The organism is Sediminispirochaeta bajacaliforniensis DSM 16054 (genome assembly GCF_000378205.1).
GTDB lineage: Bacteria > Spirochaetota > Spirochaetia > DSM-16054 > Sediminispirochaetaceae > Sediminispirochaeta > Sediminispirochaeta bajacaliforniensis.
Genome location: NZ_KB899423.1, coordinates 45,598 through 60,564, shown reverse-complemented (window position 1 = coordinate 60,564; position 14,967 = coordinate 45,598). Strand labels below are relative to the sequence as shown.

Here is a 14,967-nt window from a genome sequence, read left to right as displayed (position 1 = left end):
AAAGTTCAAAACGTTTAGTGAGAATATTGCCCCTTAATCGCGTACAGCTGATCCCACAACCCATCCATGATATCGCAAAGTGCGGGATCGAAGTGACGTCCACGCTCCTCTTTGAACAATGCAACAATCTTATCTCTGGGCCAGGCCGCTTTGTAGACCCTGTCGCAGGAAAGCGCATCAAATACATCGGCAACAGCGGTAATCCTACCATAGATATGGATTTCCTCTCCAACAAGACCCTGCGGATAACCGCTGCCGTCCCATTTTTCATGGTGTTGGTACGCAACAATCGCCGATGTTTTCAAAAGATCCCTTGTCGAATACTTCAGCATATCATAACCAATTGCGGTGTGGGACTTCATTACCTCCCGCTCTTCATCGGTGAGCGGGCCCTCTTTCAACAAGATGGCATCGGGAATGGCAATTTTGCCTATATCATGCATGGGAGAGGCCTTTTTTAATAGTTCGGCCTCCTTTGCATCCATTCCCATGGCCAGAGCAATAAGGTAGGAGTATTCGGCGACCCGCCTGACGTGTCCACCTGTCTCCTTTGAACGCATTTCTCCGGCCTCTGCGAGGGTAACGATCATCTCCCGCTGGGTTTGCTCAATCTCTTCCTGGAGGGTAACAGCCTCAAGTTCACTGCCGGTATAGCTTGCAGCAAGCTGCAGGTGTTCTAAATCCCGTTCGGTGAAGCCGTCCTCCCCGGACATTTTATTGATCGCCTGATATACTCCCATCACCTCTCCGGCCGAATCACGAATCGGAAGCGCAATAATACTTCTGGTGCGATAACCGGTTTCACTATCAACCTGCTTATCGAAACGCTCATCCGCATAGGCATCGTTGGTGATCATGCTCTTTCCGGTAGTAGCCACATAACCGGCAACTCCCTTCGAAAGGGGGATAACGATACGGTCGACCCCGTGGGCAATCTTACTCCATAACTCTCCCCGCTGCTGGTTAACCAACCAAACAGTACAGCGATCGGCCGTAATCAGATCCCGGCCCATATCGGCCAGTGCAATAAGAAGACGATCGACATCCCGTTCATTTGCAATGAGATTTATATATTTAAAAATGATCTTCAAAAGTTCCTGGGCGGAAGGCTCCTTACGAAGCTCTTTGTTCTTCATATTGCTATACTATATAATGATCCGTCCGAGAATTCCACCTCTTTCGAAGAGGTGGAATAGCTTCAGAGAACTTCCTTTGCCTTTGAAACAAAAACCTTTATCCCTTCGTCGTGGAAAAATTCCTTTAATTCGCGCACCAAGGTAACAATAGCATCGAGTTCTTCCTCCTCACAATAAGTGGTAAGAACAAAGTTCTCCTCGGGCCAAACATGATCACCCCGTCTGGGGCCGGAAGTACCGACCCCATGAACCACAGGAAATTTCGTATAATGACGCACAATTCCCGCTTTACGAAACGCATCATGCATATCTTCTTCGATAGAACGGTTGGCAATGATCTCAACCCGTAACAGTTTCATGCCTCATCTCCTTCCAAACGATTTTTCTGCCTGGTCAGTTTACGTGCCTCCCGTTTTTCCCGACGACGCTCACCAACCCCATTAACAATTGCATATATCACAGGAATGAGAAGCAAGGTGAAAAGAGAGCCAACCGAAAGGCCGCCAACCACTGATTTACCGATCGGCTGCACAAGCTCCGAGCCTTCACCCGGAAAAAAGGCCATGGGAATCAGTCCGAGGACCGTTGTCAGTGTGGTCATAAGGATAGGACGAAGCCGGTTTCTCCCCGCCTCCACGCAGGCATCATGGATATTCATGCCGCGCTTTCTCAGCAGATTGGTGTAATCGACCAGTACGATCCCGTTGTTCACGATGATTCCCGCAAGCATAACCAGACCGACTGCCGTCAAGATGTTGAAGATCTGTCCGGTAAAGAAATAGATCATGATGACGCCGATCAGGGAAAGCGGAATCGCAAAAAGAATAATAAACGGATCGACAAAGGACTCAAACTGGCTGGCCATGACCCCGAATACGAGGAACACGGAAACAAGAATGATTGCGACAAATCTCATGCCATACTTCTGCAAATCTTCATAATCGCCGGAGAATTCAATGAGCACATCCTCATCGGCAGGAATTTCCTGATTAATCAGCTGCTGGGCCCGGTCAGCTACCTCGTTCAGGGCAGTTCCCGGTACCGTTCCAGCGGTTACGTGCACAACACGGGTCTGATTCTCCCTATTGATGCTAATAGGCCCGGTACCCTTTTGGTATCTGGCAAAGCTGGCAAGAGGGATACGCTGCCCCATCTGATTATTGACGAAAACCTTATTCAAATCGAGAATCTGGTTTCTATCCTCATCGGCAAGAAACATGACGATATCGTATTCGTTTCCACCATCACGGAACTGGCTTGCGGTAATACCATCGAGATTTGCCTGAATCTCCTGGCCTACCGAGTAAACGTTAAGGCCAAGGGAGTACATCTTGTCTCGATCCATGACAATCTCTACCTCTGGTAATCCATCTTTCAGGTCAACCTGCGGCTCTGTTATCTCGGGCATGGTCTTCAAAATGTCACGAATTTTTTCCGCAATATCCTTTGCCTTAGTTAAATCTTCGGTCTTGATCAGAATATCGATGGGAGTTGTTCCGCCGAAACTAGCCCCCTGACTACTGTCAAAGGAGAATACCGCCGAAGGAAAATCGTTGAAGTGCTTGCGCAATTTCTGTTTCATATCATCGGAAGAATCGATCCGTTCCTTATAGGAAGGAAGCATGATCCTGATGTTCCCCTTATAGCCGATGGCACTTCCGCCGAGTCCGAAAAAAGAGGCTTCACCCACTTCGGTAATGATGTCGTCATAGCCCTTCACTTCGCTACGAATAATATCTTCCATCTGCTTGAGAACAGTCTCGGTGATTTCGAGCTTTGTTCCCACCGGAAGTTCCACACCCAGGTTAACCTGATCCTCCTGCATGCTTGGCATAAACTCAAAACCGGTCTTCGGAATCAGGGTAAGTGAAAAAAGAAAGATACCAAGCACCACGACAATCGTTATAATCTTATGACGGAGGACCCCCTTGAGAATCGACGCATACAGGTTTTCAAGTCCCTGAAAAAAACGTTCCATCACCCCGTCTATTGCCTTAAGGCCCCCCCCGTATAGGACGCTGCCTGCGGCTTGTCAGGGGAAGGTAGTGGCTCGAAAGAACGGGAATAAGGGTCATGGCAACCACAAGACTGGCGGAAAGGCTGATGACAACGGTAAAAGCAAGAGACGCAAGGAGCTCTCCGACCACATCAAGCTGGCTCTTGAACAACACGACCGGGGCAAATACACAGATGGTGGTCAGAGTAGAAGCGACAATGGCGTTGATCATCTCTTGGCTGCCGAGTATGGCGGAGGCCGTGAGCTTGGCCCCCTTCTCCCGATAGCGATAGATATTTTCAAGAATAACGATGGAGTTATCGACAAGCATTCCAACACCAAGGGCAAGCCCCGCCAGCGTCATGATGTTAAGGGTCAGACCGAAAAAGTACATCAACATCAGGGTAACAACCAAAGAAACAGGGATTGTCAGGCCGATGATAAAGGTACTTTTCAGGCTCCGGAGAAAAACGAACAAGACGATAATCGCCAGAATGGCGCCGGTAATGGCACTGCTTGAAACCTGATTGAGAGAGGCTTTGATGATATCTGTCGTATTGAAGGTCTCGGTTACCGTGATTCCTTCGGGAACCTGCTTATTGATCCGCTCTAACCTGTTCCGAATATTGTCTGCGGTCCGAACCGAATTGGTGCCACTCTGTTTCTGAATGACAATCTGTATCCCCGGCTCTCCGTTTATATAGACAAGGCTGTCCGCATCTTTATAGCCGTCGTATACATCGGCGATATCCCGAAGACGAACCGTACGCTGACCAGCGGAACCATCTCCGCTCGTACCGGCCATACTTCCGCTTTTGTAGCTTATAACCGTATTTTTGATCTGATCGATACTGTCATATTCACCGCTGGTGGTAACCAGATAGTCTATGTTCCCTTCAACGATACTCCCGGCAGTAACCTGAACGTTCTGGCCCTGCAGCATGCTGGAAATCTGCGTAAGCGTAAGGTCATAGGCTTCCAGGCGGTCCTGCGGAATCTCTACCCGGATAATTCGCTCACGTCCCCCACTCACACTTGTCAGGGCCACCCCTTCGATCTGCTCGATCTTCGACTGTACCACGTCCTCGGCAATCTGCCGCAATTCCTCTGGGGTTCTGTTTCCCGACAAGGTTAATCCCATAATCGGAATCATTGAGGGATCGAATTTGAAGATCATCGGGCTGTCTGCTTCGTCGGGGAGGGCCCCTTTAACAAATTCCAGGTTGTCTCTGATGCTGTTTGCAGCCTCGGCCATGTCGGTTCCCCACGTGAACTCAACCATGACCATGCTGCTCCCCTCCGAACTCGTGGAGGTGATACTCTCGATGTTGCTCACGTTCGACAGAGAACCTTCAAGGGTTCGGGTAATCCGTTTCTCAATCTCCTCGGGCCCTGCACCGGCATATCCGGTAAATACAACGAGAACAGGCGGTTCGATCTCCGGATAGAGATCAATGGCCAGGTCGCTCGTGGAATAGATGCCGAGGCCGATTAAAAGCAGGAAAATGATAAATATCGTCGTTGGCTTGCCAACGACGGTTTTTGATACGCTCATACAAAACTCCGTTATTAGTCGATAGAATCTTTAACGGGCAGAGGTTCCACCTTCTGAACGACTTTCACTAAAGATCCGTCTTCAAGAAGTGTTTGGCCCCTTATGACGATGGTCTCACCGCCGGAAAGCCCTTCCAGGATCTCCTGCTTGCCATCGATCTCAATACCGGCCGTCACCTTACGCTTTTCGACACTGGACTCATCTTTTATTACAAAGACATAGTCTTCACCAAAGCGTTCGATAACCCCTGCCGAAGGAATTTTCACGACCCCTTCCTTATCCTCGGTGATGATTTTGATCTTAGCGAACATTCCGGCTCTCACCCCATCGGCAGAACCGACAAAATCAAGCTTCAGGTCCATGGTTCGGCTGGAGGCGTCTACTAGGGGACTCAGCTCAATGACCTTTGCCATAAAGGTTTTTCCGGGAAAGGCATCGAGACTAACCAAAGCCCGCTGGCCCACCTTCATCCTACTAATAAAACGCTCGGCAACGTAGGTTTCAATCTGCAACTCATCCATCCGACTAATTCTCACGATTGGGGACTGCTGGCTTACCATGGAGCCGACCTCTTCGGGAATACTGGTGATTGTTCCCGTAATGGCAGCCTTCACCGGACTTGCCGCATAGTTCATACCGGGTTTGGAGGGATCCACCTCCGCAATAACCTGATTTTTGCGAACAGTATCCCCCACCTCTACCAGAATTCTACTCAGTTTTCCTGCTACGTCGGGGTAGGTATCAACCGTGGTTTTTGACACAACATCACCATTTACATTGAGATAATTGTAAATTTGGCCTGTCACCGACTCGGTGGCGCTCACGGCAAAAATCGTTTCCGACTTATCCTCTTCTGCAGCAGCTTTCTCAGATCCGGCCTTGGCAGTATCATCCTTATTCCCCCGACCGGGGAGCTTATCGCATCCGGTAACAAAGAGCAGTGCAAAAAGCATCAGCAAAAGCCCTGCAATTCCCGCTTTTCCGCTAACGGTTTTCCTATTCATCGTTTCCTTCCTTTATCTTATCCAGCGTTGTATTCAACGCATATTCAAGGTCCAACAAGCCCGTCACGTAGTTATATTTCTCTTTCAAAAGCTCATATTTCGCATTATTGAGCTCGATCTCCGCATTCTGTACCTCCAAAAGCTCCTTGCTTCCGGCACGATAGGCCTCCTCAGCCATCCGATAGGCCTGATCGGCCAGTTCAATATTAAGATTGAGGCTGGTCATACTGTTTTTCGAATGGTTCAACTGTTTTATAAGCGAATCAATCTCCATTTCGGCGCCCTCAATCGCCTGCATCAGGCTGAGCCGAAGGCTCCTCTTGTCGTCTTCCAGGTCGGCCAGCTCAACCTTTGTTTTGCTGCCGGGCAGAAAGCCTTCCAGATTCATCGAAACCGTGATTCGGAACATACCGCTCGGCTGCTCCCAGTTGTCCGAATTGAAATACCCCCCGCCAAAGGGGTCGTTCATGGTCGGATCATAGCTCCAGCCTATGGAAAGACCGGGGGTAAGGGCCTGGGAGATGGTCGCACGACGCTGTACATCCAAGTTCTTGAGACTGTACAGAAGCGACTTGATATCGAGTCTCCCGGTAAGGTACTGATCGATCAGAGAATCGGCTTCAAGATCGATGGGATCTGCCGAAATTTCACCATCGAGATGCAGCTCCGTATCCTGGGAAAGCCCCAAGGTCATCTTAAAACCGGAAAGGGTCTGATCGTAGCCAAGATCCATCGACTCCAGATTCGGCTTCAGATTCTCCCAGGCGACCCTGGCCGAGAGCATCGTCAACTCAGGAACCAAACCGTTCTGATAGTTGACCCTCGCCTGATCGTAGCGGTCCTTGGCAGCGGCGATCTGCTGCACGAAAAGGGCCCGGTTCTGCTGCATCAGCAAAAGGTTGTAGAAGCTCTTGCGGACATCCCGCTCAAGCTGTTTCCGCGCCTGCTCATAATCGACAAGTCCCGACTCATAGTTCAACCTCGTCGCGGTAATCCCGTCGAAAAGCGCCAGGTTCAAATAGAGACTTGCATCGACTCCGAAGCTCTGATTCCAAGGAGAAAGCTCATAGGCCGAAAAGGTACTAAAATCAAAACTGGTTGGTGCCTCATTCATCCTGTTCAGCGTAGTGGAAACCTGTAACGTCGGAAGAAAACTGTTCCAGACCGTGCTCAGGGCCCGGCGCTTCTTAACAAGACCAAGCTGGCTGGCCTTCAGACTCAGATTGTATTCCCGTGCCAGGCGTACCGCCTTCTCCACATCAACGGTCAACTCCTCTTTCTGCCGCATGCGTTCTCTGGAAAGCAATGCAGCCTCACCTGCTCCGTCTGTGATATCCGCAGGAGCTTCCGAATCCACCGCCCTCGCTATCGCGTTCTCATCCAAAGAGGGGGTTGCAAATTCTTTCAATTCGTCAAGAGAAGAAAAATCCGTATCAGTCCCGCTTTCCCGGCTTCCGCCGGCAAACAGAGCGGCGGGAAACAACATCGCCGCGCATAGCAAGAACCAAGCATGTTTCATTATTTACGCTCCTTGTACTCCATACAACAAAAGTTGGTGCAGCGTCCGCAGGACCGGAAAAAGCTGCTTTATGTCATCACCACTTCGAAAATGGTCGGAAAGTTCCTGCATCAGCAAAAAATTCAAAAGCCGAAAGAAACTAACCAGAGGGACCTTCTCCGACACAACGCCCGCTTCAACTGCCTCTTCGATAAATCGATAATATCTGAGCACGCCAGAGAGCGGATCCTCGGGTGGATGGAAAGAGATATCCTGGAAGCGATACCAGTTCATCGTTGCCAAGAACTCCGGTCGTCCCCACAAATAGCGTGCATACAATACAAAATAGGCGTAAAGCTGATCGGCAAAGGGCCCTATTGGTTCAATCTCCCTAATGACCAATGCACCAAAAGCCTGCCGTTCCCGATCAATCAACCTCCACAGCATTTCGTCACGGTTCTCGAAGTAGAAGTAGAGACTACTTTTACTCATCCCCAGCCGATGTGCGATCTTTTCCACCGTGGTATTCCAAAGGCCATTCTCGGCGACCACCTCGCTTACGGCACAAATCACTCGGTCGGTTTCGGGAAAATCCCTTTCGGAAAGGGTACATTGCTCCTCGATTACCTTAAAATCGGGTACTCGCCGTTCATCGTTCAAGCCGATTCCCGAGATAATCAAGCGACGGTTTACCTCCAGAAGTCTCTCAACCATCTTCTCCGTTTCCGAAATATTCGGCGGTAAGAAGAAAATTCGAAACCGACAGCATATAGCGAACAATCACCGGTATCTGCGCCATCCTCCAGCCGAACTCCCTTGCAAGAGGCTCAGCAGGAAAAAGATCCATATTTCTCCGAAAGGTCATGGCAAGAAAGGAATCGCCGACTTCAGGCTTTCGGATAAATCGAATCTGAGCAAACCGGAGGTAGTGAGGGTTCCTTGCAAAAAAGCCTACAAAAATACGGTTATACGCCTCCAGCGCCTCAGCAACACTCCTTTCGCCTCGATGCCTGACCACCTCATCGCATAAGCGGTTGTACAAACGAAGAAAAAATTCTTCCATAGCCAGAAGTAATGCCTCTTTTCCCGAAAAGTAGCGGTACAATGCTGTTTTACTTATTCCCATACGCGCCGCAACGGCTGAGAGGCTGGTCTTTTTAAACAAGCTCTCCGACCACACTCGAAATGCGGTTTCGATGATCTCTTCTTTTCTTCGTTTCTGCTTATCCGTCATATAAAGTTACCGACTGTTCGGTAACAAAAAATACCCATCTCATTTTAAACCGTCAATAGGTTGTCCCATTTTTTCATCATTTTTTATCAGACACCAAAGATAGTAATAAGATAGTGCCACCCGCAACAAAAATCGGCCCCCTTTTTTTAATTTTCCGTCAAAAAGATATGAGCTCACATCGGTATATGGTACTATAGTGGCGTAAATGTACAAACTAAGGAGCCATCTATGAATAATAACCCTTTGGAAGGAAGAAAACCCGTTTCGGTCTGGCACTATTTTCAGGCCATCAGCAAGATTCCCCGCTGTTCGTGCAACGAGGCAGCGGTTCGTGATTATGTCCGGCAATTCGCAGAAGAGCATCATATGGCCTGGAAAGTCGATGCGGCGGGCAATATTGCGGTAAAGAAGGGTGCTTCTGCCGGTAAGGAGGCCCATCCGGGAGTCGTCCTCCAGGGCCATCTCGATATGGTATGCGAAAAAAACCGTACGACAAAGCATGATTTTACCGTTGATCCTATCAAACTTGTAGTCGACGGCGACTGGCTCAAAGCCGACGGAACGACCCTGGGAGCCGACAACGGCATTGCGGTTGCCATGGCCCTGGCGGTCCTTGCATCTGATGAAATCAGCCACGGCCCTATTGAAGCACTCTTTACCGTTGACGAGGAAACGGGCTTAACTGGGGCAATGGGTCTTGATCCCTCCATAATCGACGGAAAAATCCTTCTCAACCTCGACTCGGAGGAACCGGGGGTTTTTTATATCGGCTGTGCGGGAGGTGTCAACACCGAAGGTATGTTACCGATTACAAGCGAGGCTGTACCGCAGGGGCGGGTCTGCTATACGTTGACGATTGAAGGGCTCCAGGGTGGACATTCGGGAGGCGAAATCCATCTCGGTCGTGGTAATGCCATCGGCCTTGTCGGCAGACTGCTCTGGGAACTGCGGAAGTTGGGAGATTTCAACCTCGTTTCCGTCGACGGAGGAGGAAAACATAACGCCATCCCCAGAGAATGTCATGCCCGTTTCACCCTTTCAAAGGAGAAAGTCGCCGAAGCAGAGGAGCTGGCGAAAACAATCGGAAAGGAGATCAAAGCGGAATTGGGCGATAATGCACCGGGCTTCAACCTCATCTTTGAACAGGATACCGAAGCCGACGAACAGTTCGACCGTTCGTCTACAGACCGAATATGCTATATGCTGCGTATCATGCCCCACGGAGTGGCGGCAATGAGTCGGAGCATTGAGGGGCTGGTTGAAACGAGTACCAACTTTGCAGCAATCGAAACCCAAAAGGGCTGCTGTAGCGCGACGGTGAAGGTCCTGACAAGTCAGCGATCCTCGATCATGAGTGCCCTTGACGACATAGCGGCAAAAGTGAATGCCGCAATATGTGTCGCAGGCGGTCAGGTGCGCCACTATTCACGCTATCCTGCCTGGACGCCCAATCCGAACAGTAAACTCCTTGCCGAATGCAAACGAATCTATCGTGATTTTACCGGTGAGGAAGCCTCCCATGCTGCCATCCATGCGGGCTTGGAATGTGGTGTCATCGGCGATAAACTGAAGGGTATGGAAATGATATCCTTTGGGCCGGAAATGCCGGGGGTTCATACTCCGGAAGAACGGCTCAATATTCCCTCGGTGGAAAAGCTTTGGGGCTTTCTTATCAAATTGCTGGAAAACATATAAAATAAGAAAAAATGAGCCCTGTTCGGAGGAGTTCCATGACCCGGTTTAAAGACATTCCCATTGCGGCTAAGATTTTGACCATTGCACTGCTGGGTATTGTCACTCTTTCTGTTATTTTCTCTGTGGTTTTTACCAACGCAATCGGGAGCCAGGCGGAAAAGGCAATCCTGGAAAAAAGCCATGCGGTAGTTTACACTGCGGAAGCGGCACGAGAAAATATGGCCCATAAGATCAATATGGGGGTCATTCGAAATTTTGATGATCTTGCCGCCGAGGGCGACAGGGATAAACTCCTCGAAGCCGTTCCCATCATCACCGCCATCAGTATTGCAAAAGAAAATGCTGAAAAGGCCAACTATCAGTTTCGTGTCCCGAAGGTTTCACCCCGTAACCCGGAGAACGAGCCGACGGAACTTGAGGCAAAGGTTCTTGAAGAGCTGAAAGCAAAAGGCCTCGAAGAGAAAGTGATCTACGAGGAAAACCAGATCCGTTATTTTCGTCCCATTAAGCTGACCCAGGAGTGCCTTCTCTGCCACGGCTCACCGGCCGGAACCCCCGATCCCATCGGTGGGATAAAAGAGGGATGGCAGGTGGGTGAAATCCACGGGGCTTTTGAGATCATAAGCAGTCTGGAAGCTGCAAAGGCCACGACGGCCAGGGCGGCGATACAAATCACGCTTCTCTCGGTCTCGATTATGTTCCTTCTGGGCCTCTTTCTCTGGTTCAGCATCAAAATGATTACCAGACCGTTGAAAGAGTATATTCAGAACTTCGAAGCGGTCAGTGCCGGGAACCTCACCGTAAGCAGCAGTGTCGATTCAAGGGATGAAATCGGGCAACTTTCGGATTACTTCAATAAATTTGTCTCTTCACTCCACGGGATGATTCTCGATATCGGAAAGGTAACCAGGAATACCCGAAGTATCAGTGAAGACCTTGCATCCAGCTCCACCGAAACAGCGGCGGCCGTGGAGGAAATCAGAGCAAACAGCGACCAGATGAAAAACCAGATGCATCATCTGGATGAGGAGGTCCATTCCTCAAAAAGCTCGGCCGACGAGGTAAGAGACTTTATACAGCGGGTCAATGAACAGATTCAGAGTCAAGCCTCGGCAATTACCGAATCTTCGGCTTCAATCGAAGAGATGTCCGCAAGTATCAACTCCATCGCCCATTCCAGTGCCGAAAAACTGAAAATTGCCGAAGAGCTTGAGCATACCTCCGAACAGGGCAGCAGCGAAATGGGAATCACCCGGGAAGTCATGAAAAAGGTGGCCGAATCTGCTGATGTCATGATGGAGATGATCGAGGTGATCGACTCTATTGCCAGCCAAACCAATCTCCTTGCAATGAACGCTGCAATTGAAGCGGCTCATGCTGGAGAGGCCGGTAAGGGCTTTGGGGTTGTTGCCGACGAAATCAGAAACCTTGCCGAATCGAGCTCAAATTCCGCCAAAGAGATCTCTAAAAGCTTGAAAGAGGTTATCGAAAACATCTCCGTCACGGACAAATCGACCGAGCGAACCGGAGAAATGTTCGACAGGATGCTCCAGATGATCAAGGAAGTCTCCCGAAGTATGAACGAAATGCAAAATGCCACCCAGGAGCTTTCCATCGGTAGCGGACAGATTGTTGAGGCATTGGGTTCTCTGGTCCAAATAACCCAGGATGTGCAAAATTCGTCGGGTGAAATGGACCAGAAGGTTGCCGCGATTGCATCCAGTCTGGAAACCCTCCAGAATATCTCTGCAGAGTCGACGGCAGGCATGGAAGAGATGGCCCTTGGGATTCTCGAAATTGCCCAGGCGGCCCAGAATGTATCAAATGCAGGGGACCAGAACTCCGGTAGTGTCAAGCAACTGGAAGAACTGGTCGCACGGTTTCAGGTGCGGGAAGAGGGACACGAAGCATAGAGATCAGCTCCCGCTGTACGCATTAAGACAGGAAGCAAGCAGTCGTATATCCTCGGCGCCGTAGCGCTGGTCAATCTGGATCGAGCAGATATGATTGTAGATCCACTCTGCCCCGGGGTAGGAAGAAATGTCCCCAATCATCGGGGGAATGGGCCAGTAGACGGTAGTAGCGACATCCCGCTGGGCAAGAAAGGAACGCAGGTCCTCCCGGTCATCCGCATAAAGTGAAAAATGGCTTGGTGTCGCATTCTCAGGCAGGAGTGGGAAAACAGGCGCCCAGCCCGTCGGAGGACCGAGCAGTCCCAGCAGAAGGCCGTAGTTTGCCCGTCTTCGTGCAATCATATCGTCATAGGGATAGTATTCGAGAATTCGTCGAGATTGTTCATCGCTGCCATAGGCATCAAAACTTTTTCTGAGAGCCATTTCCGTCTCCCAGAAAACGGATGAAGCCTCGGAGGACGCATGTAAATCACCCTTTTGTGCTTTTCCGGCTAACTCAAGGGAAGCGTAGCGTCCGGCAAGATGTTCTGGATCTACAGGAAGGGGGGAGATCGAAAAATGTCCCTTTCGTTTCGCGGCAATTCCTCCACAGGCTATCCCCATCCACTTTCGCATGCTGCCCGCAATGTAATCCGCCGCAGGGTCCGGCTGAAAAGGAGTATGTGTCGTGTCGTGTATAATAACAATGCCGCGTTCGGCGCATCTCCTCACGAATTCCCGATCATAGGTGGAAACACCGTAATATCCGCACAGGGAAAGAAGCGAAATTTCATCAAGTTCTTCTTCGCGGAACCGGGGTCGCAATCCTTCCGGATCAATATCGTAAAACCTGCAGGAATAGCCGGCCTTCAGGTAGCTAGCAAGGACCGTTTCGCAGGTATATGCCGGCGCGTAGACCACCCGCCGGCTATCTGAAGGCAAAAGATCCAGTAAACAAGCATAGATTGCGCATCGTCCGGACATGCAAAAACACACATCGGAACCAAGGGAAGCAGGATACTCCTGCCGTTTGTTGCCCACCGCTTCCAGTGGAAACATCCTTCCAATACCCATGTCAAAAACCGGCAATAATATCGTGTGTGATATTCCGTATGATCTTCACTGCAAGCTCAACCCCGTGGGCGAAGTCGCTATATGAGGATATCCCGTAATGGGTATGTGCATAGCGAACGGGAATACCAACAACGATGGCGGGAACTCCTTGATTGGAAAGATGAATAGGGGCACCGTTGGTTGCACCACCGGTCCTAACGGCGCGTTGCACGGGAATGGCCTCCCTCTTGGCTATATCAAGCGCGTAGCGCTGAAAGCGGGGATTCGTAATCATACGGGCATCAATGTGACGAAGCATCGGCCCGCGCTTCAGCACGGTCTGTGCCTGATAAGCGGGAACCACCGTATCATCGGCGGGACACCCCTCAAAAACGATCGCAAGATCGGGAGTAACACGCTGTGCCGTAACGGCGGCCCCTCGGGTCCCGACCTCTTCCTGAGAAGCAAAGGCCCCTACTACATTAAGCGGCAGCTCATCCCCCCGAAGCTCTTCCATGGCGGAAACAACGGCCGCACATCCGAGGCGGTTGTCGAAGGCCTTGCCCATGAGGATATCATGCACCTCATCGTAGCTGCAGTGGGCATCAGGAACCACCGGAGCGGCTATCTCTATCAGATATTCATGCTCAATCTCTTCCGCCGAACTTGCACCAACGTCAATAACCAGATCCTTAACCTCCAGAGGAGCCTTGCGCTCCGCTTCGGTGAGAAAATGGGGAGGCTTACTTGCGACCACGCCGGGGATATAGAGACCGTCTCTGTTACGTACCCTGACCAAATGTGCAGGGATATTGAAAGGAACCCACCCTCCGATGGTAATGAACTCCAGCATCCCGTCAGGCCTGATCGCCTTCACCATAAAGCCTACCTCATCGGTATGAGCATCAAGAAGGAGAACGGGTCTGTCCTTTCCGTTGCCGCTGCGTTCCAGATAAAGATTGCGGAGGCTGTCTTCACTGAAGTTCCCAAGATCCTCTGCCTCTTGCCTAATAAGCTCTACCACCGCATCCTCGAATCCCGAGATGCCGTTTGCGTCGCTCAGACGCTGAATTCTCCGTATACTTGCTTGTTTGTCCATGTTTGCCTACAGTTCTACCTTCTCGAATTCCTTCAGGAAGGAAACCATGAAGTTTGTAAAGGTTTGGAGCATCTCGCTCCCCCACTCGACGGTGGCATATTTCGGATGATCGGGGCCGATCCAGCCGTTGCTGGTTACGTGATTGGTCAGTCTCGGAATCGTAACGGTGATATTGTCGTACTGCACCGTATTAAAACCGGCCCCCTTGATCGTATCGGATAGATCGGTGATTTCAAGGGGTAAATCGATATAAGAGCGGTCGACCAGGTCGGGATCAATGGCCATAACGGCTGCCGTTTCTTCGCCACCGCCGTGCCCGCCCTTCCATTCGGGGTTCATCTCCCAAACATTGAGCCACCAATTGAGAATCGCCATGAGACAGCCATCAGCATCCAACTCGTAGCCGATACGTTCCAGCGCCTTAATATTTCCACCGTGCCCATTCAGCACAACGAATTTCTTTGCTCCGTGCCGTTTCAGATTTTCCACAATCTTTTTCACCAGCTCGTACAGAAGATCCGTTCCCAGGTTGACGGTCCCAGGGAAGGGGTACAAGCTTTCACAGGCGCCGTAAGGAATCGTCGGAGCAATAAGAAATCGGTCCTCCTGCCTACGCAAAAGCTCGATGATTTTGTCCGGAATAAGAGTATCGGTCCCCAAAGGCATATGTTTTCCATGGCATTCGATACTTCCGATGGGAATAATGACTAAATCCGATTCCTTGAAATACTTCTCGGCTTGCGGCCAAGTCATTTCAGATAACAACATGCTCTCCTCCTATAGATGGGAAAAGGGCCCTTTGGGG

The 14,967-nt window shown here is 50.4% G+C and carries 13 protein-coding genes; 2 read left to right on the top strand and 11 right to left on the bottom strand.

Translation table 11 applies throughout. The features are described 5' to 3' along the window. Positions 1-14 precede the first annotated feature (14 nt). From F459_RS0116560 to F459_RS23290, 8 genes are all read right to left on the bottom strand, one after another. Entirely contained in the window at positions 15-1,136 is a 1,122-nt protein-coding gene (locus F459_RS0116560; RefSeq protein ID WP_020613830.1) for an HD domain-containing phosphohydrolase, read from the bottom strand. A gap of 62 nt (positions 1,137-1,198) precedes the next feature. Further along, a complete protein-coding gene (locus tag F459_RS0116555) occupies positions 1,199-1,495 on the bottom strand; it encodes a PG0541 family transporter-associated protein (RefSeq protein ID WP_020613829.1) in 297 nt (98 codons plus the stop codon). Continuing rightward, on the bottom strand, positions 1,492-3,114 hold the full coding sequence (locus F459_RS24580) for an efflux RND transporter permease subunit (protein WP_281167866.1): 1,623 nt from the start codon (positions 3,112-3,114) through the stop codon (positions 1,492-1,494). The genes F459_RS0116555 and F459_RS24580 overlap by 4 nt, the downstream gene beginning before the upstream one ends. A gap of 16 nt (positions 3,115-3,130) precedes the next feature. Beyond that, the gene (locus F459_RS24575) at positions 3,131-4,687 is read right to left on the bottom strand and encodes an efflux RND transporter permease subunit (RefSeq protein ID WP_281167865.1); all 1,557 of its coding nucleotides are present in this window, start codon (positions 4,685-4,687) and stop codon (positions 3,131-3,133) included. 14 nt (positions 4,688-4,701) lie between these two features. After that, on the bottom strand, positions 4,702-5,691 hold the full coding sequence (locus F459_RS0116545) for an efflux RND transporter periplasmic adaptor subunit (RefSeq protein WP_020613828.1): 990 nt from the start codon (positions 5,689-5,691) through the stop codon (positions 4,702-4,704). After that, a complete protein-coding gene (locus F459_RS0116540; protein WP_020613827.1) occupies positions 5,684-7,210 on the bottom strand; it encodes a TolC family protein in 1,527 nt (508 codons plus the stop codon). Before F459_RS0116540 ends, F459_RS0116545 begins: the two co-directional genes overlap by 8 nt. A gap of 3 nt (positions 7,211-7,213) precedes the next feature. Beyond that, on the bottom strand, positions 7,214-7,903 hold the full coding sequence (locus F459_RS0116535; RefSeq protein ID WP_020613826.1) for a TetR/AcrR family transcriptional regulator: 690 nt from the start codon (positions 7,901-7,903) through the stop codon (positions 7,214-7,216). Continuing rightward, on the bottom strand, positions 7,896-8,423 hold the full coding sequence (locus F459_RS23290) for a TetR/AcrR family transcriptional regulator (protein WP_020613825.1): 528 nt from the start codon (positions 8,421-8,423) through the stop codon (positions 7,896-7,898). Before F459_RS23290 ends, F459_RS0116535 begins: the two co-directional genes overlap by 8 nt. 228 nt (positions 8,424-8,651) lie before the next feature. Here F459_RS23290 and F459_RS0116525 point away from each other — a divergent pair, with 228 nt between their 5' ends. Beyond that, positions 8,652-10,118 carry an aminoacyl-histidine dipeptidase gene (locus tag F459_RS0116525; RefSeq protein ID WP_020613824.1) on the top strand — a complete coding sequence of 489 codons (1,467 nt, stop codon included), beginning with the start codon at positions 8,652-8,654 and terminating at the stop codon, positions 10,116-10,118. Positions 10,119-10,153: 35 nt separating this feature from the next. After that, on the top strand, positions 10,154-12,031 hold the full coding sequence (locus F459_RS0116520) for a methyl-accepting chemotaxis protein (RefSeq protein ID WP_020613823.1): 1,878 nt from the start codon (positions 10,154-10,156) through the stop codon (positions 12,029-12,031). 3 nt (positions 12,032-12,034) lie between these two features. Here F459_RS0116520 and F459_RS0116515 read toward each other — a convergent pair whose 3' ends face one another. The 3 genes from F459_RS0116515 to F459_RS0116505 are packed head-to-tail and all read right to left on the bottom strand — an operon-like array spanning position 12,035 to position 14,930. Beyond that, the gene (locus tag F459_RS0116515; protein WP_020613822.1) at positions 12,035-13,084 is read right to left on the bottom strand and encodes a PLP-dependent aminotransferase family protein; all 1,050 of its coding nucleotides are present in this window, start codon (positions 13,082-13,084) and stop codon (positions 12,035-12,037) included. A 1-nt stretch (position 13,085) separates the two neighbouring features. Next, a complete protein-coding gene (locus F459_RS0116510) occupies positions 13,086-14,162 on the bottom strand; it encodes a M42 family metallopeptidase (RefSeq protein ID WP_020613821.1) in 1,077 nt (358 codons plus the stop codon). A 6-nt stretch (positions 14,163-14,168) separates the two neighbouring features. Further along, positions 14,169-14,930 carry a creatininase family protein gene (locus F459_RS0116505; protein ID WP_020613820.1) on the bottom strand — a complete coding sequence of 254 codons (762 nt, stop codon included), beginning with the start codon at positions 14,928-14,930 and terminating at the stop codon, positions 14,169-14,171. Positions 14,931-14,967: the final 37 nt, after the last annotated feature.